30 protein-coding genes are annotated in these 26,964 nt (G+C 37.8%); 12 read left to right on the top strand and 18 right to left on the bottom strand.

Going from position 1 to position 26,964, the window contains the following annotated elements:
• Positions 1-5 precede the first annotated feature (5 nt).
• Together IE222_RS01395 and IE222_RS01390 are read right to left on the bottom strand one after the other, a co-directional pair.
• Complete coding sequence (locus IE222_RS01395; RefSeq protein WP_191268949.1) at positions 6-359, bottom strand: ArsR/SmtB family transcription factor; 354 nt, start codon at positions 357-359, stop codon at positions 6-8.
• Positions 356-2,128, bottom strand: a complete 1,773-nt coding sequence (locus IE222_RS01390) for a SulP family inorganic anion transporter (protein WP_191268947.1) — start codon at positions 2,126-2,128, stop codon at positions 356-358. The genes IE222_RS01395 and IE222_RS01390 overlap by 4 nt, the downstream gene beginning before the upstream one ends.
• Positions 2,129-2,464: 336 nt before the next feature.
• Here IE222_RS01390 and IE222_RS01385 point away from each other — a divergent pair, with 336 nt between their 5' ends.
• On the top strand, positions 2,465-3,250 hold the full coding sequence (locus IE222_RS01385) for a TIGR00266 family protein (RefSeq protein ID WP_191268945.1): 786 nt from the start codon (positions 2,465-2,467) through the stop codon (positions 3,248-3,250).
• Positions 3,251-3,539: 289 nt separating this feature from the next.
• Here the strand turns inward: IE222_RS01385 and IE222_RS01380 are convergent, their stop codons facing one another.
• A complete protein-coding gene (locus IE222_RS01380) occupies positions 3,540-3,707 on the bottom strand; it encodes a hypothetical protein (RefSeq protein WP_191268943.1) in 168 nt (55 codons plus the stop codon).
• Positions 3,708-3,891: 184 nt separating this feature from the next.
• Between IE222_RS01380 and IE222_RS01375 the strand changes: the two genes are divergently transcribed.
• Entirely contained in the window at positions 3,892-4,098 is a 207-nt protein-coding gene (locus IE222_RS01375) for a methionine aminopeptidase (RefSeq protein WP_191268941.1), read from the top strand.
• Between the two features lie 67 nt (positions 4,099-4,165).
• On the opposite strand, the gene IE222_RS01370 is transcribed toward IE222_RS01375, so the two are convergent.
• Complete coding sequence (locus tag IE222_RS01370) at positions 4,166-5,140, bottom strand: VanW family protein (protein ID WP_191268940.1); 975 nt, start codon at positions 5,138-5,140, stop codon at positions 4,166-4,168.
• Between the two features lie 270 nt (positions 5,141-5,410).
• On the opposite strand from IE222_RS01370, the gene IE222_RS01365 reads away from it, so the two are divergent.
• Positions 5,411-5,746 (top strand): hypothetical protein, encoded by a 336-nt coding sequence (locus tag IE222_RS01365; protein WP_191268938.1) that lies wholly within the window; start codon positions 5,411-5,413, stop codon positions 5,744-5,746.
• Between the two features lie 65 nt (positions 5,747-5,811).
• Here IE222_RS01365 and aspA read toward each other — a convergent pair whose 3' ends face one another.
• Both aspA and IE222_RS01355 read right to left on the bottom strand, forming a co-directional pair.
• The gene (gene aspA, locus IE222_RS01360; RefSeq protein ID WP_191268936.1) at positions 5,812-7,236 is read right to left on the bottom strand and encodes an aspartate ammonia-lyase; all 1,425 of its coding nucleotides are present in this window, start codon (positions 7,234-7,236) and stop codon (positions 5,812-5,814) included.
• Positions 7,237-7,314: 78 nt separating this feature from the next.
• The gene (locus IE222_RS01355; protein ID WP_191268934.1) at positions 7,315-7,740 is read right to left on the bottom strand and encodes a MarR family winged helix-turn-helix transcriptional regulator; all 426 of its coding nucleotides are present in this window, start codon (positions 7,738-7,740) and stop codon (positions 7,315-7,317) included.
• A 196-nt stretch (positions 7,741-7,936) separates the two neighbouring features.
• Between IE222_RS01355 and IE222_RS01350 the strand changes: the two genes are divergently transcribed.
• Positions 7,937-8,392, top strand: a complete 456-nt coding sequence (locus IE222_RS01350) for a CBS domain-containing protein (RefSeq protein ID WP_191268932.1) — start codon at positions 7,937-7,939, stop codon at positions 8,390-8,392.
• Between the two features lie 30 nt (positions 8,393-8,422).
• Positions 8,423-9,664, top strand: a complete 1,242-nt coding sequence (locus tag IE222_RS01345; RefSeq protein WP_191268930.1) for an MFS transporter — start codon at positions 8,423-8,425, stop codon at positions 9,662-9,664.
• 46 nt (positions 9,665-9,710) lie between these two features.
• Here IE222_RS01345 and IE222_RS01340 read toward each other — a convergent pair whose 3' ends face one another.
• Positions 9,711-10,580 carry a YitT family protein gene (locus IE222_RS01340; protein ID WP_191269356.1) on the bottom strand — a complete coding sequence of 290 codons (870 nt, stop codon included), beginning with the start codon at positions 10,578-10,580 and terminating at the stop codon, positions 9,711-9,713.
• Between the two features lie 192 nt (positions 10,581-10,772).
• Positions 10,773-11,615 (bottom strand): glyoxal/methylglyoxal reductase, encoded by an 843-nt coding sequence (pgoN, locus tag IE222_RS01335; RefSeq protein WP_191268928.1) that lies wholly within the window; start codon positions 11,613-11,615, stop codon positions 10,773-10,775.
• 163 nt (positions 11,616-11,778) lie between these two features.
• Here pgoN and IE222_RS01330 point away from each other — a divergent pair, with 163 nt between their 5' ends.
• On the top strand, positions 11,779-12,621 hold the full coding sequence (locus IE222_RS01330; protein ID WP_191268926.1) for an MBL fold metallo-hydrolase: 843 nt from the start codon (positions 11,779-11,781) through the stop codon (positions 12,619-12,621).
• Positions 12,622-12,724: 103 nt separating this feature from the next.
• On the opposite strand, the gene htpG is transcribed toward IE222_RS01330, so the two are convergent.
• The 3 genes from htpG to IE222_RS01315 form a co-directional block, all read right to left on the bottom strand.
• Positions 12,725-14,605, bottom strand: a complete 1,881-nt coding sequence (gene htpG / locus IE222_RS01325) for a molecular chaperone HtpG (protein ID WP_191268924.1) — start codon at positions 14,603-14,605, stop codon at positions 12,725-12,727.
• 138 nt (positions 14,606-14,743) lie between these two features.
• Positions 14,744-15,595 (bottom strand): 2OG-Fe(II) oxygenase, encoded by an 852-nt coding sequence (locus IE222_RS01320; RefSeq protein WP_191268923.1) that lies wholly within the window; start codon positions 15,593-15,595, stop codon positions 14,744-14,746.
• A gap of 140 nt (positions 15,596-15,735) precedes the next feature.
• Positions 15,736-17,208 carry a PAS domain S-box protein gene (locus IE222_RS01315; RefSeq protein ID WP_191268921.1) on the bottom strand — a complete coding sequence of 491 codons (1,473 nt, stop codon included), beginning with the start codon at positions 17,206-17,208 and terminating at the stop codon, positions 15,736-15,738.
• Between the two features lie 754 nt (positions 17,209-17,962).
• Between IE222_RS01315 and IE222_RS01310 the strand changes: the two genes are divergently transcribed.
• Positions 17,963-18,580 (top strand): YitT family protein, encoded by a 618-nt coding sequence (locus tag IE222_RS01310; RefSeq protein ID WP_191268919.1) that lies wholly within the window; start codon positions 17,963-17,965, stop codon positions 18,578-18,580.
• Between the two features lie 15 nt (positions 18,581-18,595).
• Here the strand turns inward: IE222_RS01310 and cysC are convergent, their stop codons facing one another.
• From cysC to IE222_RS01285, 5 genes are read right to left on the bottom strand one after another with little or no spacing between them, the layout of a single operon-like run.
• Entirely contained in the window at positions 18,596-19,189 is a 594-nt protein-coding gene (gene cysC / locus IE222_RS01305; RefSeq protein ID WP_191268916.1) for an adenylyl-sulfate kinase, read from the bottom strand.
• Positions 19,190-19,201: 12 nt separating this feature from the next.
• A complete protein-coding gene (gene sat / locus IE222_RS01300; RefSeq protein WP_191268914.1) occupies positions 19,202-20,350 on the bottom strand; it encodes a sulfate adenylyltransferase in 1,149 nt (382 codons plus the stop codon).
• A 28-nt stretch (positions 20,351-20,378) separates the two neighbouring features.
• Entirely contained in the window at positions 20,379-21,089 is a 711-nt protein-coding gene (locus IE222_RS01295; protein WP_191268912.1) for a phosphoadenylyl-sulfate reductase, read from the bottom strand.
• Positions 21,090-21,092: 3 nt separating this feature from the next.
• Entirely contained in the window at positions 21,093-21,638 is a 546-nt protein-coding gene (locus tag IE222_RS01290; protein WP_191268911.1) for a histidine phosphatase family protein, read from the bottom strand.
• A complete protein-coding gene (locus tag IE222_RS01285; protein WP_191268909.1) occupies positions 21,623-22,390 on the bottom strand; it encodes a phosphosulfolactate synthase in 768 nt (255 codons plus the stop codon). Before IE222_RS01285 ends, IE222_RS01290 begins: the two co-directional genes overlap by 16 nt.
• A gap of 168 nt (positions 22,391-22,558) precedes the next feature.
• Between IE222_RS01285 and IE222_RS01280 the strand changes: the two genes are divergently transcribed.
• The 4 genes from IE222_RS01280 (at position 22,559) to IE222_RS01265 (ending at position 25,347) form a co-directional block, all read left to right on the top strand.
• On the top strand, positions 22,559-23,803 hold the full coding sequence (locus tag IE222_RS01280) for an MFS transporter (protein WP_191268907.1): 1,245 nt from the start codon (positions 22,559-22,561) through the stop codon (positions 23,801-23,803).
• A 15-nt stretch (positions 23,804-23,818) separates the two neighbouring features.
• Complete coding sequence (locus IE222_RS01275; RefSeq protein WP_191268900.1) at positions 23,819-24,103, top strand: hypothetical protein; 285 nt, start codon at positions 23,819-23,821, stop codon at positions 24,101-24,103.
• 137 nt (positions 24,104-24,240) lie between these two features.
• Positions 24,241-25,005, top strand: coding sequence for a sulfite exporter TauE/SafE family protein (locus IE222_RS01270; protein ID WP_191269353.1), 765 nt, complete (start codon positions 24,241-24,243; stop codon positions 25,003-25,005).
• A 69-nt stretch (positions 25,006-25,074) separates the two neighbouring features.
• Positions 25,075-25,347 carry a YqhV family protein gene (locus tag IE222_RS01265; protein ID WP_191268898.1) on the top strand — a complete coding sequence of 91 codons (273 nt, stop codon included), beginning with the start codon at positions 25,075-25,077 and terminating at the stop codon, positions 25,345-25,347.
• Between the two features lie 37 nt (positions 25,348-25,384).
• Here the strand turns inward: IE222_RS01265 and IE222_RS01260 are convergent, their stop codons facing one another.
• On the bottom strand, positions 25,385-25,810 hold the full coding sequence (locus IE222_RS01260; RefSeq protein ID WP_191268896.1) for a DUF2680 domain-containing protein: 426 nt from the start codon (positions 25,808-25,810) through the stop codon (positions 25,385-25,387).
• 69 nt (positions 25,811-25,879) lie between these two features.
• The gene (locus IE222_RS01255; RefSeq protein ID WP_191268894.1) at positions 25,880-26,245 is read right to left on the bottom strand and encodes a PepSY domain-containing protein; all 366 of its coding nucleotides are present in this window, start codon (positions 26,243-26,245) and stop codon (positions 25,880-25,882) included.
• 185 nt (positions 26,246-26,430) lie between these two features.
• On the opposite strand from IE222_RS01255, the gene IE222_RS01250 reads away from it, so the two are divergent.
• Positions 26,431-26,868 carry a hypothetical protein gene (locus IE222_RS01250; RefSeq protein WP_223282536.1) on the top strand — a complete coding sequence of 146 codons (438 nt, stop codon included), beginning with the start codon at positions 26,431-26,433 and terminating at the stop codon, positions 26,866-26,868.
• Positions 26,869-26,964: the final 96 nt, after the last annotated feature.

Below are 26,964 nucleotides of genomic sequence, written 5' to 3'. Positions count from 1 at the left end.
GAACATTAATTCTTCGGCATTATTGGTGCTTCTTCATCCTCTTTAAATTTATCTAATATCGTAATCGTATCGACAAGATGATTATTAAAGATTTGTTTTGCTACTGCCAAAAGTTCAATAATCATCGGATCTTTTAGGGTATAAATCACCTTATTGCCTTCTTTTGTTCCGGACACAATATTTTTAGCTCTTAGTACCTGCAGCTGCTGCGAGACTGCTGATCCTTCACTGCCGATAAGGGTTTGTATTTCATTAACGCTTTTATCCCCTTCCGCTAGGACCTCTAAGATGCGGATTCTTAAAGGGTGTGCGAGTGCTTTAAAAAATTCTGCTTTAAATCGCTGCATTTCTAAATTCAATTGATCAACTCCTTTGCTTCATTAGAAAGAGCTCTTAGCTTCTGCTTGCTGCTTTCTACTGCCTCAGAACCAGATAACGCTTGGCATTCCTTAAAAGCGAAATGTTTACAGCCCTGGCATTTATTCTTATTAATTTGCGCAAGTGCAAACTGAATGGCTTCACCAGTGTGTGTAAAAAAATGCTCATTGCCTATCGTATCATATAACCCCGTTTTCTTAAGAACTGCTTCCGGCTGTGGATTTAAACCCGATATAATCACTATACCATTTTTCGAAAAATGGTGAACAATCCTTGCCAAATTTGCTTCTCCTGTTGTGTCCATAAATGGTACTTTGCCCATTCGGAGCAGCAGTATTTTTGGTTTATAATTAATCGTACTCATGATAGTTTCTTCAAAGGTAAGCGCGGCACCAAAGAACAATGGACCTTCAATATTAAATATACTTATCTGCGGACAATCATGAGTATCCGACACCATCCCGGTTTCAACCTTTTTGCGTTTTGCCTCATAGTTTGGCAACGCTTTAGCTGTAATCATAATATCACTCATTCGTTTAACAAATAAAATCGCAGACATCACAAGTCCCACCTGCACGGCTGTCGTTAAATCGACAAACACCGTTAATAAAAAGGTAACAACAAGCACAAGAGCATCCGTCGATTTTGTTTTTAAAATATGGGCGAATACTTTTCTTTCACTCATATTCCACGCGACGACCATAAGAATAGGAGCCATACTGGCAAGAGGAATATAGGATGCATACTGAGCAAAAAACACCAATACAAGAAGTACTACTACTCCGTGGATAATACCTGACAAAGGAGAAACTGCACCATTCTTAATATTAGTGGCCGTTCTGGCAAGCGCACCTGTCGCAGGTATTCCCCCAAATAACGGAGTTACCATGTTGGCTATTCCTTGTCCAACGAGTTCCTTATTACTGTTATGACGGCTATTGGTCATCCCGTCTGCAACAACGGCTGAAAGCAATGATTCAATCCCGCCGAGCATCGCAATTATAAAGGCTGGTTTAATTAGTTTTATAATGATTTCCATATTAATTTCTGGAATATGGAGACTTGGCAAAGTGCTAGGTATTTGACCGTAAGCCGTTCCAATTGTGGCGACATGGTTAGGAAAAATTAATGTTGCCACAAGGGTAGAAACGATTAACCCAATCAATGGTCCAGGGACCTTTGGAGCAATCTTTGGCGTTACAATAATTGTCCCTAAACAAATAGCAGCTGTTAAAATGCTGTAAATATTTGTTGTATTCAGAGTGATGAAGATTTCTTGGATGTTCTTAATAAACTCTTCGTGTCTCTTTATTCCCTCTAGACCTAGGAAACTAGCAATCTGTCCGGTGAATATGGTTACAGCAATCCCCGCAGTAAACCCAATCGTAACAGGTCTTGGGATATATTTGATCAGCGAGCCAAGTCGAAAAACTCCCATTAATACAAGAATAATCCCCGCCATAAACCCGGCGATGAGCAAATTTTCATAACCGTAGGTCATGACGATACCGAATAATATCGGAATAAACGCACCAGTTGGGCCGCCAATCTGATACTTGGATCCGCCAAATAATGAGATGAGAATCCCAGCAACGATGGTCGTATAGATTCCATACTCCGGCTTCACCCCTGAAGCAATTGCAAACGCCATACCAAGAGGAATCGCAATGACTCCCACAATCAATCCTGAAGCAAGATCCTTTGGCAAGCTGGTTAAGGAATAGTGATGGAACCTTTTGTCAGTAAGCATATTCACCCTTCTTATCTCGTTATTTTGTATATCTGATTATTTGAATATACAACAATAGATTAATATATTCAAGATACTTCGTCAAAAATTTTACTCTTTACTTTGAAAAATTGACGTGTTATAATAATCAAGCGATGAGCTGAATTGTGTAAGTCGAAAATCATTCCTTAATGGAGCGCACTATGTGGAGTGCGGATTTTTCGCCACAATACGCAGGAGACGTCTGTTTATACAGACGTCTTTTTTTATTTTCCAAATGTCATTATAAAATTAGCGCTTTTTTCCTAGATAAACTAAAATAATTACGTACTTATAAAATAAGCGGAGGGATTTGTGATGAATAATCACGAAATCGATTATAAGATTTACGGAGATGATATGCAGTTCGTTGAAGTTGAGCTTGACCCACAGGAAACGGTTGTTGCCGAAGCAGGAAGCTTTATGATGATGGAAAACGATATTCATATGGAAACCATCTTTGGCGATGGCTCAGGCGGCGGCGGCTTAATGGGTAAGCTGTTTAGCGCAGGAAAACGGGTTCTTACTGGGGAAAGCTTATTCATGACAACTTTCACGAATGTTGGAACAGCGAAAAGACATGTTTCGTTTGCATCGCCATACCCAGGGAAAATAATTCCAATGAATTTAAGTGAATATGGAGGCAAAATTGTTTGCCAAAAAGATGCCTTCCTTGCTGCAGCAAAAGGTGTTCAAGTAGGGATAGAATTTCAGCGTAAATTGGGTGCTGGTTTCTTCGGCGGCGAGGGGTTCATCATGCAAAAGCTCGAAGGCGACGGGATGGCTTTTATACATGCAGGAGGAACCATTATCAAAAAGGACCTCCTACCTGGTCAATCATTAAGGGTGGACACTGGATGTTTAGTAGCAATGACAAGAGATGTACAGTACGATATTGAATTTGTTAAAGGAGTTAAAACGGCCTTGTTCGGGGGTGAGGGTTTATTCTTTGCCACACTTAGAGGGCCGGGTTCCGTGTGGATTCAATCTCTTCCATTTAGCCGCCTAGCCAGCAGGGTATTTGCAGCAGCCCCTTCACGGGGAGGCTCCAAAGACGAAGGCAGTATCGCTAGAGGCCTTTTCGATATGTTTAATGGGGATTAATGATTAAACACGAAGATGGTTCTACCGTTTCATTAAATTCAGTAAAAAGGACAGGTGCTGTCAGCCCTGTCCTTTTACTGTAATTCCGCCAAGGGATCTCTTTTTTTCATAGATATCCAACTTATCCAGCATTTCAAACTGCAACAATAACCACTTTTCGTTCCAAATTTTCACCCAAGTATGTAGGAAAGTATCACGGTCAAATATACTATTGTTGCACGGGCTAATATTACAGAACAAATAATAGTAACGAGCCTTTAGGCGCCTAAATTTGTTGGTGCCTGACACCCTAAATTGAACCGTCCTTTTGTTTCTTAATGTATTGGTCGCGTTCGCCGCCGTCGGATAATTCTTCTGAAAACTCATGATTTGGTTGCTTTCCTAGAAATTTACCTGTTTTTAGTGTTTTAGGGGGCAGATTATTATTTGGTGCAGCCTGTTCGTTCCATTCTCCCATAAGATCACCTCACTTATAACGTATTTATTGTTTATCTTGCATCACAGTAGCAAATTTACTCACAAATAGACCGATTTTGACATAAAATTATTATTACATAATAATATTTTATTTGACACACAAGCATAAATTTTCCATTTTTCCCCCATACTAAAAGAAAATTGATACAATGAGGTGAAAAAAAATGGGACTGCTCAACTCATTTAATCAGTGGAGAGAGACAAGGTATCAAAACCATCTTTCCAATATGAAAGACCAAGGCAAATGTCCTGATTGTCAAGGCCGCGGCTATACGGTTTACCCTTATAATGAATTTGCTTACTTTAACTCCTTCGATTGCCCTGGCTGTCAAGGCAGCGGCAGCTATACTGACTGGGAAGAGATGAGATAACTATTAAATAAATAACAAAATCCCATTATTGATTCGATTTAATCATAATCAACAATGGGATTTACTATTATATTGCTCTCTTAATAAGGGCTTTGTACTCATTGGAAGTTCTAATCTCGACCGTTAGTGATCCGTTTCCCACATACGTTTTTAACAAGAGCGGTACCCCTGTTGTATTTTTAAAGCGAAAATCATACCCGCCGTAGGAAACAGTAGCATCCCTTCCCTTTGGAACATAGCCAACATGAAGTGAATGGTGATGTTTCTCAATATAACTCACACCTAATTGATCGATTGCATTATATAATGTTGAAGAGGTCTGGCAAATGCCTCCTCCCACACCATCTACCAATTTTCCATCCACAGCTTCCGGTGCTCTTTGATACCCATGAGCTTCATCACTTGGTCCAACTGAGGTGTTAAAGGAAAATGGGTCTTCTTTACCGATGATCATATTATTAATAGCTTGAGCAGATAAGGCAATATTTTTCGACCTGCCCATTACATTGCTTTTGAAATACGTAGTATACGAAGCAACAACCACCTCATTTAAATGTGCTGCATCCTCTTGACTATAGCCGCTGTCAGATATATATAGCGGTACCTCTACATCCCCGCCCTTTTCGGATGCTTCCAGCATTTTTTCGGTTAGCTCTGTTTCATCCATAATGGTCTGCGGTGAACCTTTAATAATTTGCCCATCCGGTTTAAGCTTATCAAGCATCATTCGTTTGTCATATCCTGGTTTTTCATCTGTTCCTCTTGCCAATTCTCTAGACCATTCCGTAATTGCAGCCTTATATTTTACATCATCTGTACCAAAACCAAAATCCTTTGGAACAAAAGATTTTATTATTTTTTTCGTATTAGGGTCAACAATATTAACCCATACAGGCTTTTCTACCTTTTTCGTTTTTACTTTTTTCTCCACATGTTCAGTGGCATTTACTTCTTTTTCTTTCAACACTCCTTCCGAACATCCCGATAACCCTATTAAACCGCCTGCAACTATTAATAATATTGCCCCTCTCACCCTTTTCATTTCCCCTTAACTTTCCTTTTTATTTTATAGACGTCTACCTGATAAAATGGTTACAGAAAAAACCAGTTAATCTATTCCTTTTTTATATCACTTTCCTGCAAATACTATTAAACTAGTTCTCTAGTGTTTTATTTTACACTTTGCCATATTAAAAAACCATAAAATACATCGAAAACACACCTCATTTATCTACTAAATTTTTCCGTATACTCCTGCAAACAAAAGAGCATAATAAATTCAACTTTATTGTATTTACTAAGGGGTGCTTTCATGTCGGTGATAGTATATCAAACGTTCGTAATCAGGCAGGATAAATTTAAAGAAGGAATTGAGAATTTAAGAGAGATAAAAAAATTTAGAATGGAAAACTATAGTCATCAGGTAGAAATCTTAACGCCTATTTCCGGAAAGGATCATACATACGCACTACTATCTACATACGAAGGATTAGCGGAAATGGAATTACAAAACAAAAAAATGTTTGATGATGAAGAATACTTAGAGCTGATTGGTCCTTTTTTTCTAGAAAATATTGTGGAAGATAGTATGTATACACAAATTTATCGGACACTTCGCGACCAGCCGAAGGAAAAAGAAAAAAAATAAGCAAGTTAACATAGTAACAAAAAAGGCTCTTCCCTTGGAAGGCCTTTTCTGTTTAATTTTTGCGATTAATCTCTGTCTAGAAGTTCTGCTCCGGCAATCCCTGGCTTAGTCATTTCATAAATATTTAAAATAAGGTCTAATTCCTCTTCTGTTAATACATCATGCTGCAGACATAATTCGCGAACTGACTTTCCGCTTGTAATGGCTTCTCGAGCAATTCTTGCTGCGACCTCATAACCTAAATGAGGATTGACTGCAGTAATGATGCCGACACTTTTCTCTACATATTCTCTTAAACGGCCTTCATTTGCTTCAATGCCTGCTAAGCAATTATCTGTAAAGGAACGGAATCCGTTGTTCATAATGCTGATAGACTGCAGTAAATTAAAGACTAACACCGGTTCCATGACGTTCAACTCAAGCTGTCCTGCTTCAGAAGCTAAACAAATCGTATGATCATTACCAATAACTTGGAAGGCAATTTGGTTAATTAACTCAGGCATAACGGGATTGACTTTTCCAGGCATAATCGATGAGCCTGGCTGACGTGCTGGAAGCATAATTTCCGCTAAACCTGCTCTCGGACCTGAAGCCATTAAACGAAGATCGTTCGCAATCTTGGACATATTCATCATACAAACTTTTAAGGCTGCGGACACTTCAGTATAGGCATCGGTATTTTGTGTAGCATCAACAAGATGCTCCGCATTCACAAGCGGAAGACCGCTTATGTCTGCAAGCTGCTTTACAACATCCTTAATATATTTCGGATCTGCATTTAATCCAGTGCCTACTGCAGTAGCCCCCATATTAACTTCATAAAGGTGTTCCCGTGATTGCTGAATGCGCTTCATATCCCGCTCAAGGACTCTTGAATAAGCTTCAAACTCTTGTCCAAGACGAATTGGCACTGCATCCTGCAAATGAGTCCTGCCCATTTTGATAACATTTTCAAACTGCTTTGCTTTTTTCTTGAAAACCTTGTGCATATGTGCCATTGTTTCAAGGAGATTTTCTAATAGCTTCAGCGTTGAGATGTGAATCGCTGTTGGAAATACATCATTCGTAGATTGAGACATATTTACATGGCTATTCGGGCTTAAATGAAAATAATCGCCTTTCTCATAACCTAAAATTTCAAGCGCACGATTGGCTATTACTTCATTGGCGTTCATATTCATAGAAGTACCAGCGCCGCCTTGGATTGGATCAACGATAAATTGATCATGCCATTTACCCTGTAAAATCTCATCGGCCGCTTGGACAATCGCCTCTGCAAGACCGCTATATAAGCGTGTTGTATTCATATTCGCAATGGCTGCCGCCTTCTTTACAGCAGCAAGCGCTTTAATTAATTCTTCATGAATCCGGTAACCGGTAATAGGAAAGTTTTCAACCGCCCTTAACGTCTGAATCCCATAATAAGCTTCTACAGGTATTTCCTTCTCTCCTAAGAAGTCTTTTTCAATTCTCTTTGTATCCGTTTTCATTAGCTGTAATCCCTCACCCTGATTTATTATACGAGCCATATCTATCTTATCTAAAAACACGGGAAATTTGAACCCTTTTTAAGATGAAATAGCTCCATGGTTAAACTTTCTTAAAAGTCTTCCAAAAACTTCCCTATCTTCTTCTGGCCAATTCTTTGTGACCTCTGCTACCCTGTCCATTCGTGCACGTTTATCATCCCTTAATTCTTTTAATCCTAATTCGGTAATTTGAAACGTGTACGCCCTGCCATCGGTTGGATCGGGAATTTTATACAAATACCCTTTATGCTCCAATGCTGCCGCCTGCCTGCTGACAGTAGAAATATCCAATTGAAATTCACCTGCCAGTGATTTTACACCTGCAGCTCCATTTGTTGCAATTTGATGAAGAATTAGATAGGCAGAGCGATCCAAATGACCAATTTTCTTATTACCAGAGGCTGATGTAATTCGCCGAATAAGGATGGCCAGTTCAAGTTCAATCATTTCTAAAGAATTTTCCATCTCTATAACTTCCTCACATAATGCTTATTTCCTATTATCTATCATATCACAACCTAGTTTGCTTTTGTATTTTGCATAATTTTAAAAAAATGATAAACACTATTGACGATAATTAAATTAGTTGTATAATACAAACATATAGTTTCATAATACAACTAGTTCCACTTATATCCACGAACTATTAAAGGAGAAAATCATGCAAGCACACGAGATTATGATCAGTCAGGTTCATAAGGTAAAAGAAAGTGACACAGTCCGTTCAGTTATTGAAAAATTTATTGAGTATCGTATCAGCGGCCTTCCAGTGGTAAACGACAGAAATGAAATCGTTGGTTTTATCAGTGACGGTGATATTTTGCGTTATATTGGTAAACATGAGGACCGTGTAGTTGATAATTTCTATTATGCTTTTATCATAAAGGGGGATCATGAAGACTTTGAAGAAAGAGAGCATCGTTTACTCAAATTAAATGTACTCGAAATTGCTAAGCGGAAAGTGTTTCGAGTGTCTTGGGATGAATCAATTGAAAACATTGCAGCAATCTTAGGGAAAAAACAGATCAAAAAAGTACCGGTGGAGCGCAATGGTGTATTGGCTGGAATCATCAGCCGCGGGGATGTCATTAGAAACAGCTTCAAAAACTTATTATAAGAAAAAATTTTACACAAAGGGGAAATTTATATGGCATCAACATCACAGTCTGTAACATCATCTCAAAATGCGAATGATTTGACTCTCGGACAATCAAGTATTCTTAATCAGCCCAGATCCGTATGGGCCGTATTTTTCGCCTGTATTATTGCCTTTATGGGACTAGGATTAGTTGACCCGATTTTACCTGCGATTGCTAAACAATTAAATGCTTCCCAGAGCCAGGTAACTTTGCTTTTTACCAGCTATAATGCCGTCATGGCTGTGGCAATGCTGATTACAGGGATGATTTCATCAAGACTTGGGATTAAATGGACATTAATTGCAGGTATTATTATCATTGCTGTCTTTTCTGCACTTGGTGGATTATCAAATGGAATTTGGACACTTGTCAGTCTCCGAGGAGGCTGGGGTTTAGGTAACGCACTTTTTGTGGCGACTGCTTTAGCCGCAATTGTTTCACTATCTACTGGTGGAACTGCAAAAGCAATTATTCTGTATGAAGCAGCAATTGGACTTGGAATCTCTGTAGGTCCGCTTCTTGGCGGCTGGTTAGGTGCTATGTCTTGGAGAGGTCCATTTCTAGGCGTCGCAGTACTAATGGTCGTTGCCTTTTTTGGGCTTTTACTATTAATGCCAAAAGCTACAAACCAGAATAATAATAAGGTTAAAACATCCTTAATGGATCCCTTCCGAGCCTTAAAACATCGTTCTTTGCTAGTATTCGGGATTGCTGCAGCACTATATAACTTTGGCTTCTTTACTTTACTTGCCTATGCACCATTCGTGATGGGGTTAGATGAACATGGATTGGGCTTTGTCTTTCTGGGATGGGGTATTCTTTTAGCCGTCACCTCTGTTTTCATGGCACCTAAACTTCAAGAGCGGTTTGGTACAATTAAATCAATGTGTACAATGCTGATTTTATTTGCCTTAGTACTCCTTGCAATGGGAATCTGGACGGAGCAGCAATGGGTCGTAATTGCATCTGTTATTATCGCCGGTGCACTATTAGGTAATAATAATACACTTATTACAACCGCTGTTATGAATTCAGCACCTGTGGAACGTTCTACTGCTTCCGCCGCCTATAGCTTCCTTCGATTCATTGGCGGAGCAATTGCACCCTATTTTGCTGGCCGTTTAGCAGAAATTTTTAATCCCTCAGTTCCTTTCATTACCGGAGCAGGATTTGTCCTTCTAGCGGTTATCTTTATTTGGGTAAATACCCGTCATATCCAGCACGTTGACCAAGCCGAGGCTGGACATTAATAAAAGGGGTCTCTGTCGAAAAAGACAGAGACCCTCCTTTTATTTACTAATGAATTCCCTTCTTCTTAAAACGCCCTCCACGAACTTCCGAAATATCGGCAATCGCTAAAAATGCTGAAGGGTCAATTTCTTCAACAATTGTCGTTAATTTCGATTCTTCGAGCCGTGTAATGATACTAAAAATAACCTTCTTAGTATCACCGGTAAAAGCACCTTCTCCTTTCAGGTACGTAACTCCCCGGCCCAAGCGAGCATTAACGGCATCACCAATTTCTTCAGCAACATCACTAATAATCCAAACTGATTTAGATCCTTCTAGCCCTGCAACTATTCCGTCAATCGCTTTTGATGCAATAACATAAGCGAGAAGTGAGTACATCGCCCTGTCCCAGCTAAAAACGAAGCCTGCAGTACCTAAAATAAAGATGTTCATAATCATAATAATTTGTCCGACTGAAAAAGGAACCTTATTATTAATTACTATCGCTAATATTTCTGTTCCATCTAAGGCACCGCCATTACGAATAACTAACCCAACCCCAATACCTAAAACCATTCCTCCAAAAACAGTGGCTAGAAGAATATCATCTGTAAAAGGTGGAATTGGATGAAATATAGCGGTAAAAATCGATAAGACGATAATTCCATAAATAGTTGAAAAGGCAAAAGTTTTCCCCATTTGTTTATAGCCCAAATAAACAAATGGCATATTTAAGATAAAGAGGAAAATTCCTAGTTTCCAACCGGAAATATATGAAATCATAATAGAAATACCTGTGATACCGCCATCAATAACGTTATTAGGAACTAAGAATATTTCAAGCCCTGTTGCCATTAAAATAGCACCAACTGTAATACCAATAATACGTAGAATAACTTTTGATAAAGGCAGTTTGCGATGTTTAATGGCTGCCATTAATTGTTCTGTTTGTTCTGTCACAAAATCACCCTTTATTTTTGACTCTGCTGAATCTTAGTTTGTAGTTTTTCCAACTAATTATTTGTCCTTAAAGTAATTTTACCATTTTTTTCACTAAATATGAACCTGAGTTCATGTTATTTGACACAAAAAACAGCGAACAGTATGGACTGTTCGCTAGATTTGGTTCTATTCAGTAAATCCGGCCATAAAATCATCCGGATCTGGACCAACACGTTCATCTTTGTTCAAACCATCAATGGTTTGCATCTCTTCATTCGTTAATTCAAAATCAAAAACATTTGCATTTTCAATGATTCGCTGCTCTTTAATGGATTTTGGTATTGTCACAACTTTTGATTGTAAATCCCAGCGCAGAACAATTTGGGCAGCTGATTTGCCATATTTTTCAGCAAGTTGATTAATAATAGGATCTGATAGAATTTGTCCTTGCTTTAGCGGTGACCATGCCTCAAGCTGAATCCCTTCTTTTTGACAGAATACAAGCAGTTCCTTTTGAGTTAAGTGTGGATGATATTCCACTTGGTTAACCATTGGCTTGATTTCACAATCCTTAATCAGTTCTTCTAAATGATGAACTTTAAAATTACTTACCCCTATTGCCCGTACACGGCCATCTTTATAAAGCTTTTCAAGTGCTTTCCAAGTCTCTTTATATTTATTTTTCCCTGGCCAATGAATTAAATATAAATCTAAATAGTCTAAGCCTAGTTTTTGTAAGCTTGTTTCGAAAGCCTCAAGAGTGGATTGATAGCCCTGATCAGAATTCCAGACCTTTGAAGTAATAAACAATTCTTCTCTAGGAACCCCTGATTCTAGAATCCCTTTACCTACACCTTCTTCATTTTTATACACTGCTGCAGTATCGATGCTGCGGTAACCGTTTTTAATCGCTGCTTTTACGGATTCAATTACTTCTGAACCCTCTTGTACTTTAAAAACACCCAGGCCAAACCAAGGCATTTGTACACCATTATGTAATGTGGTTATATCCGTTAAACTTGTTGGCATTTTTCTATCCCCTTTCTATTTTTTACCTATATTTATACTACATTAAATTTAAAAATCTATCCAATCGGAAACCTATTGGATTGTTAGTTTACTTTCCTGAATAAATAGTGGAAAAGGAAGTAAACTATTCCCTAATTAAAAACAATAACAAGGAGTCTGTATGATGGATCAAGAAATGTCTTATGGAAGTGATTATAAATTTATTCCGGCTACCTCAATTGGAAGCGGTGTTGGGGTAACTGTTGCTCCGGATGTATATTGCCATACTATACAAATTGTAAATATTGGTTTAATTGGTGCGCCGAAGTCAAATGAATTTGTATTAATTGATGCCGGGATGCAAGGTTCAGCAGACGATATTATTTCTTTAACTGAAGAACGCTTCGGAGAGGGCAGCCGGCCAAAAGCGATTCTGCTGACCCATGGACATTTTGACCATGTAGGAGCCATTATCGAGTTAGTTGAGCATTGGCAGGTTCCAGTTTACGCCCATGAACAGGAACTACCTTTCCTAACAGGGAAAACTAGCTATCTGGAACCGGACCCAACTGTAGAAGGAGGAATGGTTGCCAAGATGTCGGCGATGTTCCCTAATGAACCAATTAATTTGGGAGAATCAGTTCAGGCACTCCCTTCTGATGGAAGCATTCCATTTTTGCCTGAATTTCGCTGGATTCATACACCAGGGCATTCACCAGGACACGTCTCATTCTTTAGAGATAGTGACCGAGTGTTAATTGCCGGTGATGCGTTTGTGACTGTCAGACAGGATGCACTGTATAAAGTCTTAATTCAAGAAGAAGAAATTAACGGCCCGCCAAGATACTTTACAACAGACTGGCATGCGGCCTGGGAATCAGTCAAAAGACTGGAAGAATTAAAACCTTCCGCTGCCATTACTGGCCATGGTGTCCCCATGTCAGGAGACCACTTATCAAACGGTCTGCAAAAATTAGCGAATCAATTTGACAAAGTCGCTATTCCAGATTACGGAAAATATATATAACAAAAAACAAAGAGTGTCAGGCACCATGTGAATTTTTCACATGTCCAGCTTCAGCGCCTAGGCGCTTCCGCTTTTCTTGGTGCCTGACACCCGATATACTGACTTACGCCATTACTTTACAGATATTGTTAGTAAATTCGACTGGGTCTTCGATTGGGAGACCTTCGATTAGCAGTGCTTGGTTGTATAGCAGGCTGGTGTATAGTTCCAGCTTTTCTTTGTCGTTTGCAAAAGCAGCTTTCAATGATTGGAATACTTCATGCTGGACGTTTATTTCCAGCACCTTGTCTGCCTTAACGTTCTGATTATTTGGCATTGCATTCAATACTTTTTCCATTTCAATGGAGACCTCTCCGTCAGAGGTTAAACATACTGGATGGGATTTTAATCGTTTGGAAACTCTGACTGCCTTTACTTTATCACCTAGAGCTGCCTTCATTGCTTCAAACAGATCTTTATTCTCGGCTTCTTCAGCGGCCGTTTCCTTTCCGGTTTCCTCTGCCTCAATACCCAAGTCCCCGCTTGATACTGACTTAAATTCTTTTTCTTGATAGCTCATAATCATTTTAATTGCAAATTCGTCAATATCATCGGTGAAATAAAGAATCTCATAGCCCTTATCCGCCACCAATTCAGTTTGCGGCAGCTTCTCGATTCTTTCGTTTGTTTCGCCGACAGCATAGTAAATATATTTTTGATCCTCCGGCATTCTGGAGACATATTCTTCTAAGGTAACGAGCTTTTTCTCTATAGATGAATAGAACATCAGCAGATCCTGCAGTTCCTCTTTATGAGTGCCGAAGTCACTGTAAACCCCAAATTTTAATTGGCGTCCAAATGAATTGTAGAATTCCACATACTTTTCTCGTTCATTTTTCAAAAGGCTTTGCAATTCACTTTTGATTTTTTTGTTGATATTTTTTGCAATCAGCTTTAATTGACGGTCATGCTGCAGCATTTCTCTAGAGATGTTTAACGATAAATCCTCGGAATCCACCATTCCCTTCACAAAGCTGAAGTAATCAGGAAGCAGGTCAGCACATTTATTCATAATTAAAACACCGCTGGAATAAAGCTCTAACCCCTTCTCAAACTCTGGTGAATAATAGTCAAATGGAATTTTTTCCGGAATATAAAGAATTGCGTTATATCGTACAGCCCCATCCACACTGATGTGAACAGATTTTAGCGGCTTGTCAAAGCCATAGCGCTTTTCCGCATAGAAGTTATCATAATCTTGCTGGGTCAGCTCTTTTTTATTTTTACGCCAAATTGGCACCATGCTGTTAATAACTTTTTCTTCAACAATTTCCTCGTATTCATTCTCGCTGCCCTCTTTTAACTTACTGGAGGTCACATCCATTTTAATGGGATAACGAATGAAGTCAGAATACTTTTTAATGATGTCTTTTAAGCGGTACTCCTCTAGGAATTCATCATAATTCTCATCTTCCGTATTTTCCTTAATGGTCAAAATGATATCTGTTCCGACAGCATCCTTTTCACAATGGGAAATCGTATAACCATCTGCACCCTTAGACTCCCACTTATAGGCTTCATCGCTTCCTAATGCTTTACTGATTACCGTTACTGTATCAGCCACCATAAATGCCGAATAAAAGCCGACACCAAATTGACCGATAATATCATAGCCATCTTTCAATTCATTTTCGTTTTTGAACGCTAAAGAGCCGCTCTTTGCAATCGTACCAAGATTATTCTCCAGCTCTTCTCTCGACATACCTATACCAGTATCGCAGATCTTTAATATTCTTTTCTCTTTATCTGCGGTTACCTTTATGTAATAGTTGTCTTTATCGAATGTTAATGATTCGTCAGTTAGCGCCTTGTAGTAAATTTTGTCAATGGCATCACTCGCGTTTGAGATTAACTCTCGTAAAAAGATTTCATGATGGGTATAAATAGAATGAATCATCATGTCCAATATCCTCTTGGACTCTGCTTTAAACTGCTTGGTTTCCATAGTGATCTCTCCTTCAATTTTTGACACTGTCATTATAATCGTTAGAAAGGGGGCTAATCAAACTATTAGCACTCATCCATTGAGAGTGCTAACAATTATTTTAATATCACAAAATCTACTATTAGTCAATATATGTGGTTAAAATCTTTCTACTATCTCACTTTGCCTCAGCCATTTAGTAGCAACCCACTTTTCCCCTTCAACAACCGGAATACTGCTATGAAGCGACATTCGGTCTACCTGCCCTTCACTGTTGCCATAGTGGAAAAAGACTGCTGACCCTTTCTTGGGAGTGACTGATATCCCAGCCTTTGGAAAAATAGTCTCACCGCCCGCCTGAACATTGTTTAAATACATTAATACTGTACCAATACGCTGGCCGCCGGTACTTAATTGTATTTTGTTTTCAGGAAAATAATCAAAATGTGGTTTATATTCCTCGCCCACTTTATAATTTAACACCTGCATCCCTTCCCCATTTTCAATCGGGAAATCTGTTAATTCTGCTAATCTTTGTTCAATCCTGCCAATTAAAGCTGTCTCATTTAATTGATAATATGTTCCTGAACTTGTCCTTCCTGATGCCGTCTTAATCTCTCCCGTAACGGAATCAACGACCTTTGACGGCTTTAACCGACTGATTGATATCTCTATTAATCTATCACATTCTTCATCACTTAATACATTGTCCAAATAAACAATGAAAGGTTTTTCAATTTTCATCAATACTTTAATATCACGGTCCGATGTCGAAATAATGGTACCTTTTTTACAAATTTCAGGTATTTCATATAAATAAGGACGAGGCTCACGGATTACGGTCTCAATTGGATTATTATTCATCAATTTTAATAGGGTTTTATAAGAAAATATTGGATCAAAACCTTTTTTAATCATCGCATTGGCGATTTGCTCGGGATGAACACCTGACTTGAGGGTATTTAAGATCCAGTCTTTTAATTCACTTGAGATATGGGCTATTTTTTCCATTCGATCATCCCCTCTCCTTTTATTCCTTCTAAAAAATATTTTATCATAATTTGGCAGAATGATAACGATGGATATTTATCAACTTTCCTAAATTTCAAAAAAAAAACAAACAGCTTAAAATTGCTGTTCGTTAATATAAGTTATAAAAATGGTAATGTCACCTTAACAGTTACCCCTCTATGATTATTTAGAATCTGGAAACTTCCCCGATGATTTTCAATAATCTGCTTACTAATCATCAAACCCAATCCGGTTCCTCCCTCTTTCGTAGAAAAAAAAGGCTTGCCGATTCGTTCTAAATCTTCTTTTGGAATACCGCACACTTGATCAATGAAACTAATTTGAACGGATTCCACTCCACAGAGCTCGACGATAATCGTAATTTCTCCGCCGCCGGGCATCGCTTCAATTGAATTTTTCAGAAAATTAATAAATACTTGCTTTAATTGATTTTCGTCACATCTTACTTTCGGAATCTCGGATCTATATTGAATGGAGACTTTGATATTATTTAAATTTGCTTGCGTATCAATAAGAGCTTTTACGTGTTCTAAAATTGTAATTAAGTTTGTTTTTTTAAATTTTAACTCCTGTGGCTTTGCCAGCATTAATAATTCGCTTAAGATTAATTCTATTCGATCCATTTCGGCATTAATAATTTCTTTATACGAATTATTCTTCTCATCATTACTTTCCATTAACTGAAGAAAGCCTTTGATTGCCGTCAATGGGTTTCTAATTTCATGAGCAATCCCGGCAGCTAGCTGACCGGCAACTGTCAGCTTTTCAGATTCAAGCAGTAACTTTTGTGTTCTTTTCTTTTCCGTAATATCCCGTACAATGATATGCCTAGCTGGAGTATTTTGATAGATGGTTGGGATTGATTTGACTTCAACCTCAATGATTTCACCATCATTTCGGATAATCTTTTCTTCGATAAAATTAACCGGATGACCGTTTTCAACGTCCTGTATTCTCTTTTTAGCAATCTCCAAATAAGAAGGATGGAGAAAACTCATTACATTCTTCCCAATTAGTTCATCTTTGCTGGCAGCACCGAATAAATTTACCGCTGTATCATTGGCGAAGAGAATTAAGTCTTTCCCTGCTATAATGACTGCATCCGGAGAATGCTCTACAATCTCCCTGTAGGTTTCTTCCCGCTGGCGTATTTCTTCAAGTAATATTTTTCTTTTTTGTTTGATTTCAGTAATATTTTTCGCAACGCCATAAACACCAACAATCTCTTCATTGATCAAAATAGGATAATTCGTTATATTAACATCAAGGATTTCTCCATCACTGCGGGTAATTTGGCAATCAAAGTTTTCAAGCTTTCCTTCTAATGATTTATAAAAAAAAGATAATGCCCGCTCTAAATGCTCCAATGAAACTACCTTCATATAGGTCATTTTTGTGAATTGTTCCTTTTCATAGCCAAACAGTGTTTCACATGCAGGATTTAAAGGGATAAAAAAACCATCCAAGTCCATTATGTAAATTGCATCGGAATCACATGCTAAAAGCGGATTATATCTTGTCAGGCTATCCGATATATAGTTTTCTAGTATTAACCGTTTTTCTCTTTTTATAACTGATATAGAACTATTCATCTCTCTCTAAAAGTTCCTTTCTGTATACTTTTATAAAAAAAGCCAAATTAGAGATAGACAAATTCCTATTTCTAATTTGGCTTATGTCTAGTTCAAGATATGTCTAGTTCATTCCCACCAGATTTATTTTGTTGGATTTATAATCAAAACAATGGTACTTCGATCAAATTTTCAGTCCCAATCCAATGACGTTCGTAATAAAAATGGATTCAAAATTAGTATTATTATGAAGCAGAGCTTTTTCTAAATTTCTCTTAGCAACCTTTAATGTAAACGTTCTCAATAGGAGAAATAAAGTTTCTTTGATACATAGTAATGATGAATCTTTCATTGAAACAAACACAGACCCCGAACCTTTTTTAAAATTAACCCTAAGTAGGTTCCCTATGTACCTTTCTCCTGTTTAGTATTCGTTTTCAATTTACTCATTCCTTTTCAGATACAAGCATTATTTCTTTTATCCTATTATAATTTTACTGGTAATTGATTTAATTATCAATAAAATATTTCTTTTTTTTACCATTTTATTATCATTGCTGCTTCCTAAAAAATTCATATTGAAAAAAATCAGCAACGATTTGTTAACTGCACCAAACCTTGTTGGACATCTTAATGATCTTGTCAGCATTTTTCTTCATATTCCCTTATCTCGTCACATAAAATGGACAAGAAGGCAGTTCCTTAGGGGGGGATGGCATGTGAAAATCAGTTTTCTATATGATTTTATTAGGGATTATTTTTATTTTTCTTACCAATGAAAAGACCTTTATTAACGTATATATGTTTATTTTTTGGTGCTATACTACAAGGCATGTCCATGTCTTTATTTTTATTCCCACATTCTATCCCTTCCGGTGGAGCTGCAGGTCTTGCTATTTTGATGAACTATTGGTTTAATCTATCGCTTGGTTTTTCATTGTGGCTCGCAAATATTGTGTTTCTGCTCTTTGCGTTAAAATATTTTGGTTATACTTGGACATTTCGTACCATCCTTTCTGTTGCCACAACTTCAACAGTTGTAACGATTTTATCTGCCCAAGCTCCCCATATTCATGTACATATTTTATTAGACCTAGCTGCCGGTTCCGTTTTCTTTGGAATTGGGGTAGGTTTACTGATTCGTGCCGGGGCATCAAGCGGCGGGATGGTCATTCCGGCATTAATGATTGCTTCTTATAAAAATTGGAGCCCGGGAAAGGTAATGATGGGTATTAATCTATTCATTTTCTTATTTACCGCTTTGGTGATCGATTATAAAATCGTCATTTATGGAGTAGTTTGCCAATTTTTCTCCACCAATATCATTGACTTTATCTATCATTTAAAATTCCAAAAGCTAATGTTCTTAAACGCAAATTGGAGAAGAAGATAAAAAGGAAGATTCCCGCTATAGGATCTTCCTTTCTTCTAAATAACTGATAATTTTCATCACTGATTGTTCAATTGTCAATTTATTCGTTGAAATTACTACTTCCGGTTTACCGGGCACTTCATAAGGTGAGGATATGCCTGTAAATTCTGGTATTTCCCCTTTACGCGCTTTTTTATATAAACCTTTTGGATCCCTGTTCTCACAAATGTCAATAGGGCAATGTAAATAAATTTCGATAAACTCCCCAGCAGGAAACATCTTTCGAACTAATTCCCGGTCTTGTAGAAATGGCGAAATAAAGGCAGTAGCGACAATTTGCCCGCTGTCAACAAACAGCTTTGCGACTTCTCCGATTCTGCGGATATTCTCATTCCGATCCTCTTTGCTAAAACCTAAATCACTATTTAATCCATGACGTATATTATCGCCATCTAATACATAACTATTGATACCCCGTTGAAACAATTCATAATCAACGGCGTTAGCCAATGTAGATTTACCTGATCCCGATAAACCCGTAAACCACAAAACAGAACTTCTATAACCGTTCTTTTTATAGCGATCCAATTTTGTAATTGTAGGCCGATGCCATATAATATTTTTCTCCATCCAGTACACCCTTTAGCTTTTTGTAATAACTTCTTTCATTCCTTCAATTAAGATATCAACTACCTCAGGCCTGCTGAATTCCTTTGGCGGCTGTTCGCCGTTTTTTAACATTCCTCTTACCTTTGTCCCCGATAAAATCACATGATTTGATTTGTCATGCGGGCAAGTTTTTTCTGATGCCATGTTTTCACATTTTTTGCAGTAAAAGCTGTGTTCGAAAAATAGCGGTTTAATTCCTAGCTCTTCTTCGGAAAAATGACTAAATATTTTTTGTGCATCATATGTCCCATAATAATTACCGACACCAGCGTGATCTCTCCCTACAATAAAGTGGGTACAGCCAAAATTTTTCCTGACTAAAGCATGAAAAATGGCTTCCCTCGGTCCAGCATAACGCATCGCTGCGGGAAAAACAGATAAGAATGCCCGGGTTTTTGGATAATAGTTTTCAAGCAGCACTTGGTAGCTTTTCATACGGATGTCACTTGGAATATCATCCGCTTTCGTCTCTCCTACAAGCGGATTTAAGAATAACCCATCAACAATTTCTAATGCTGATTTTTGAATATATTCATGCGCCCGATGTACAGGATTACGAGTTTGAAATCCAACCACCGTTTTCCAGCCTAATTCAGCAAATTTTGTTCTTGTTTCAATTGGATCTAAATAATATGAAGTAAATTGTGTTTTTGGAGGTTTATTAACTAACGTAATTGGACCGGCAATATAGGTATCAGGCCTATTAAAGAGCTTTCTCACTCCGGGATGAGCAGGATCTGTTGTTTTATAAACCTTTTCTGCTTCTAGTTTTTTATTAGGTGCAAATTTTTCCACCACTTCTATCACACCGTAAACCTTATGATGATGAACTAATTTAATCGTATCCCCAATTTTAATTTCTGCAGCCTTTTGTTCGCTAACTGCTAATGTAATCGGCAGGGACCAAGGAAGTCCATTGGCAAGCCGCATATGGTGAACAACAGATTCATAATCAGCTTTTCCCATAAATCCTTCAAGTGGACTATAAGCTCCATTAGCAAGCAACTCTAAATCACTTAATTCAAGAGGTTCTAATTCAACGTAGTTACAAGCAAAATCTGTCTTTAACTCTAAATTTATTCGATTGATTAATTTTCCGCCATGCGGTACACTTTTACTCACCATTTTCTCCTCCGTAAACCGGTAAATGTCATATTTGATGAAGCCCGCACTCTGTTTTTGTATATCCTGCCCACCTGCCCGCACGAGAGTTTTTGTCGTCCATGACTGCTGCTGTACATGGGGCACAGCCGATACTCGGATATCCCTGGTCATGCAGAGGATTATAATCGAGCTTATTTAATTGGATATAACTCATAATATCCTCCCAGGTCCAATGTATCAGTGGACAAACTTTAATCTTTTGAAATTTTTCATCCTTATTTATATATTGAGTTTGGCTTCGTGTCGCTGACTGCTCACGGCGAAGACCAGAAATCCATGCTTTTGCCCCCTTTAGAGCATCTTTTAGCGGGTCTACCTTGCGTAATTTGCAGCAAAGATTGGGATTATGCTTCCAGAGCCCCTCTCTAAACTCCTTTGCTTGCTCTTCTAAAGATAATTTGGGTTTAATCATTGTAATCGTAAGTGAAGGGTAGCGTTCTTTCACTTGTTCAATCAATTCATAGGTTTCCGGAAAATGGAGCCCCGTATCAAGAAAAACAATTTTTGCATCTTTATTGATCTTATGAATTAAATCTATTAATACAATCCCTTCAGCTCCAAAGCTGCAAGAATACACAATTTCCTCTTTATACTCTTGAAAAGCCCATTTTAAAATGTCAAGATAATCTCCATGCAGTTCCAAAATATTCAATATTCTTTTGTCATCCCATGTATCATATGTTAATTGTACACCCAAGCCTTACCCCTCCAACGCATCCAGCAACGAAAGTGTAATACACTCATTGTTAGCCACAGTTATTTTATTCATCTCATTTATATGACCGAAACGGGAAAAGGAAATAAGCCCCCTTATCCATGAACCATGACCAAAAACCAAGATATTGGAAAAATCTTGATACTTCTGGACAAATGAAATAATTCGATTCTCAAATTGAATGATACTTTCACCTAAAACTAATGACAAGGGGTTTTCCAGCCAATTACCGCCATGATCATCAAGTAGTACACCCTTTGAATAGCCTTCGTACGGTCCAAAGTCCAATTCATCCAGCAATCGTTCCGTTTCAGGATAAAAGCCATAGTGGTGTGCAGTTTGCCGGGTCCGTTTTAAGCTGCTGGCAAGCACTAAATCGAATGGTGATAGACGGTTTAGTGTTTGCAGGTTTTCATCAATCCCCCGCTTGATATCAGGAGTAACTTCAGCTATTGCTATATCCTTTCTCCCCTGCAGTTTTTGCTTCTTATTCCATTCCGTGGGAAGATGCCTAATTAAGGTAATTTGCATTCAAGATCCTCCATATAGAATGTTTCACTTCTTAGCCCGCAGCGCTGGGTTTCTAACACTAGTACATCCTGAAGCTTTACATTTCCTAAATTCACATTTGAACCAATTTCTTTAATAAAATACATTTGATGCTTGGGAGAAGGCGCCTCAAAAATAATTTTATTTGGATCAATTTCTTTTAGAAGTTCTTGAATTAATTCTGACTTTACCGTACCGCCTTTTTCATAAATCCCGGAGGTTCCGGAGTCTCTTCCCTCTGTAATGACATATTCACACCCTGCCTCTAATAAAAGCTTAATTTCCTCTTTCCATTTTGCTATTGGCATGACCTTGTCAGAGTCTTTTGATCCTACCTCGGAAATCACTTGAAATTCCTCTTTAAAATAAGAAATGATATGGAGGCGTTCATTTAATGGTATATCAATCGTTCCATTCGAAATTTCAACCCATTCAATGCCTAAATTGTGTAAATAGGTCTTATATTCAGGTAATTTATTTTGGTAATAGCATTTTTCAAACAATGTTCCACCGCAATATGGCTTAATATCAAATTCCTTATAAACTTCAATTTTCTTTTTAATATTCGGTGTCACATACGCAGACCCGATGCCAATTTTCGCTAAATCGATTAAATGGCTGTAATCAGATAAATTATTTATTAATTCACCCATTGGGGTACCTAAGTCGATAATCGATGTTAATCCATAGGTTCTGATTCCTGAAGTCCTTTTTGGTAATGATAAAAAATCCATGGGACAAGAGTCGCCTCCTCCTTTTTTCTAGGATAGATTATTCAAAAGATGGGTGAATGTGTAAGTATTAGGCATTTCCCTTAGAAATTAGGCATTCGCCTTGAATAACTTTTAGAATCTTTCCAAAAACTATAATCGCTGAAACTTCAAGTTAGGGGTGTACATTCATTGCCAAAGCAAAAAAGTAAAGGCTTAACCATTCTTGCAATTAGTTCCATCCCGCTCATTCTTGTCTTGGGTAACTCGATGTTGATCCCTATACTGCCGAAAATGAAAGCTGAACTCGATATCTCACAATTTCAAGTCAGCCTGGTGATTTCCGTTTTTTCTATTGCCGCGGCGATCTCCATCCCTGTGCTGGGATATTTATCTGATCGATTTTCAAGAAAGGCAGTCATTATACCAGCGCTGATATTATATGGCAGCGGTGGATTACTTGCCGGTGCTGCAGCAGCATGGTTCGGAAAATCCTATATGCTGATTCTTGCTGGAAGGATCATGCAGGGAATAGGAGCTGCAGGAACGGCCCCTATTGCCATGGCGTTAACTGGGGATTTATTTAAAGGCGGGGAGCAAAGTAAGGTTTTAGGCCTTGTAGAGGCCTCGAATGGGTTTGGAAAAGTCATTAGCCCAATTATAGGGTCACTTTTGGCTCTCCTATTTTGGTATGCAACATTTTTTGCCTTTCCAATTTTTTGTCTTATAGCGATTCTTCTTACCATTTTTTTTATAAAAGAAAAGAAAGCAGAAAAAGAACCTCCCCCTGTCGGTGAGTATGTAAAGGGGCTTGTGTCTGTATTTAAAACAGAAGGACGCTGGCTGTTTGCCGCTTATTTAACAGGGGCTGTGTGTTTATTTACTTTATTTGGAATTTTGTTTTATATTTCGGATATTCTCGAAAAAGACCATCAAATTGATGGTTTATTAAAAGGGGCAATATTAGCCATTCCTTTATTATTTATGACAACTACTTCCTACTTTACAGGAAGTAAGATCGGTAAAAAAATGACGCTGATGAAAGGATTAATTATTTTTGGTCTGTTACTGATGACTGCTTCCTTTGCCAGTTTAACGTTCTTTCAAAAACTAATTCCATTCTTTGCTGTTCTTGTCATCAGCAGCATTGGAACAGGGCTTGTTCTCCCTTGTATTAACAGCTTTATTACAGGATCGGTTCCAACCGATCGTCGTGGATTTGTCACCTCACTTTATGGTTCTGTACGCTTTCTGGGAGTAGCAGTCGGGCCGCCGATCTTCAGTAAGTTAATGGATTGGTCCCGTCCCGGCATGTTTTTAACAACAGCAGGCTTAACATTATTATGCAGCTTACTCTGTATGGTACTAATAAAGGTGGCAAAAAAGAAACCGTCAAAAGAAAATGATACCTTATTTGAAAAATTACAGTTTTCTTAAAGGAGTAGATCATTCTTGCCTATATTTTTTTCACCCGAGGTAATAACGCCGGAATACCAGGTGTTAAATGTCATTGATGCAAAAAATAAAGGAGTAGGCAACGTCGCCTTTTTATTTGCAGAGAAAAAATTATATGTATATGGAATTTTAGAGGAAGAAGAGGTTGGAGCGGACTTCCGGGATTTAGTTACTCCTTATATAAAAGGATTAGCAAAAGCAAAACCGGATCTTGATATTCTCGCATGTTTATATGTCGGCTGCAAAAAAATTAAATTAAATGAGGATGAAGAAGAATCATAATAAAAAGGCTTTCTATCCAGGTTAATAAAACAAACCGAGGATTGGGAGCCTTCTTCATTTAAGGAAATGGGCTAACAAGGCGTTTAACTATTACATATTTTATGGATGAAATATTAGAAAAATGGAGTGTGTGCCCAATGAGTATCGGCATCATAATAATGGGGCTTTTTATTGGCTTCATGGTCGGGTTAACTGGAGTTGGCGGGGCGGCTCTTTTAACACCGGTTCTTATTTTATTAGGGATCAATCCCGCAATTGCTGTCGGTACGGACCTTGCGTATAATTCAATAACCAAACTTTTTGGGTCTCTTCAGCATTGGAGACAAAAAACAATTAATTTGAGTTTAATGAAATATTTGGCCATCGGCAGTATTCCGAGTGCCATTTGTGCTGTTGGGCTGCTCCATCTATTTGATTCCTTTTTCCATAATCAAGAACAAATTATTAAGCATGCTCTGGGATATGTATTAATTTTAGTAGCGCTGGCTACCTTAGTCAAAACATTTATGAAAAGGAACTTAGAATGGAACAGCCTGCAGCTAAAACCTGTTCATGAAAAGAAAGCCTTAACTATTACCATCGGCGTAATGTTAGGCTTTATTGTCGGCCTGACTTCCATTGGCTCCGGTTCTTTATTTGCCCTTGCTATGCTATATCTTTATCGAATGAGCCCCTCTGAATTAGTAGGAACTGATATTGCCCATGCCTTCTTATTGGTGACTGCTGCAGGAATCATGCATGCCGGTATTGGTAATGTTGATTATTTATTAATGATCAACCTGTTATTAGGTTCAATCCCGGGTGTCTTGATCGGGAGCACCTTTTCAGCTAAAATTCCTGCCAAGCCTTTAAGAGCCGTTATGGCTGTAATGATATTATTTAGCGGGTTGAAATTAATCTAAAAAACTTGTCCTTCTATTAAAATAACCAACATATACTGTTGGTGAACGGCAGCTGTATAGGAGGATGATATGTTTATTTTTATTGAAATAGCGGTCTTAGGAATGGCGTTATTGAGAGTTCTTTCCGGCAGCATCGAAATCTTTGCCGCTATCTTAATGATTAAGTTTAATTCAGTTGAAAAAGCACTTATGGTTAATAGTTCTCTTGCCCTGGTCGGACCAATTATCTTAATCTTAACAACGACAATCGGGGTCCTTGGAATGGTTGGAAATATATCACTTGGTAAGATTCTCTGGATTTTTCTCGGGGTCAGCTGTATTTTAATTGGGGTGAAATCTTAAAAAGACACACCAGTAATCGGGGTGTCTTTTTGCGTTATTAATCATCATCACTATTATACCATTCCTCTTCCCATTCATCTTCTTCCCATTCACTGCACCATTTATAATTTCTCTTTTGAAATGTTAGGATATAATTTTTCAACATAGCCATTCGCACAATTTTTTGCTCTTGCGTTAAAGCACCTGCATAAGCATAGGTTTCAATCAATTCTAAATAATCCATATAAATACGATGGTAAATGGCATCAAGGCGTTTTTTCTGTGCTTCAGTATAGTGAATGTCGTGGGTGCAATCTAAATCTAATTCTATTCTTTCTTTCAGGTTTTTCGGTTTCTCAGATTTATGATTCGAATCATCCATCACATGATTTTGATTGAAAAAGAAAGCTTCTGCACTGGAGTGAATGGAAAATGCTGCATAACTAATGAAAAAAATTAGTACAATCACATACTTTTTTATCATCGGGTTTCTCCTTCGTAGAAAATAGAAAGTTGCATATCAAATTTGACATGCAACTTCAATGAATTTCCATTAATCATCTAAACGATCATCGTCTCCATCACGGTCATCATCATCATTGTCGCCATTGTCATGTTTACCATCACGAGACCCTTCTTTTTCCACTTCTACAACTTGACCTGTCTTAGCATCAATTTCTACTTCGTAATTGGCATCTGAGCCCTTAATAATGACCTCGTAATACTCTCTGCCGTCATCCATTTCCAATTTCACTTTAACAACTTCACCTTTTACTTTCTTCAATGCTATCTCTTCAGCTTCTTTTTCCGAAATACGGTTATTTACAGCCTCTAATGAATGGCCATCCTTAGCATATGTAGTCTGAAAACTAAAACCAAATGAAATCAATAAGGCTGCTAATAAAATTAATTTTTTCAACAATCACACACTCCTTTATTTTTTATTATCTTTTGTAAAGAGGAAAAAACTTATTCATCTTGCCAATTATTTTAGATATTAATTAATTTGTCCAAAAAATACTGACAAGCTGGGTAAATACCGTTACGATTCGAGGGCACCTCGCAAATAATACTATATGAGCTAAATTACGGTTAGGAGAGAGGATGATGGCTACGCTCGGATTTTTCGGTTTTTTCAAACCGTTTGTCCAAAAAATGGCAAAGGTTAAAGAATGGTTTCATAAGTCGAAAGCTAATCAGATAACAGAAAAGAGGATGATGGATATCAATTGGGTGCTGGGGATTGAAAGTCCCTATTATCATAGTACGAAATTTACGATTGAACAGCAGTCCGTCACCATCAATGGATACCAGACTACCTACAATCATTCATGGCCGGTCAAATATTCGATTGTAAAAATCAATAAACTCGGAACATCCATAACATACTTTGATAGCGTTGTTTTTTATGGTGATTATTCGGAAAAAGAGTTCAAGCATACGTTTCATATTCCCAGCGGTTCGGATTATCAACTGGAAGTCTTTAATTATTACAAGTATCAGTCAACTGGGAAAGTAAAAGTTGTTCGACAAGATACCTAATTTTCTGCAGTCCAAGACTTTTTTGTTTCAAATAACAATTTGTCTACTACCATTGGGAGTTCTTCACATATCTTGAAAGAGCAAATTATATAAAAG

The sequence above is a fragment of the Neobacillus kokaensis genome (assembly GCF_014656545.1).
Classification (GTDB): Bacteria; Bacillota; Bacilli; order Bacillales; family Cytobacillaceae; genus Neobacillus; species Neobacillus kokaensis.
This window is presented reverse-complemented; position numbering and strand designations above follow the sequence as displayed.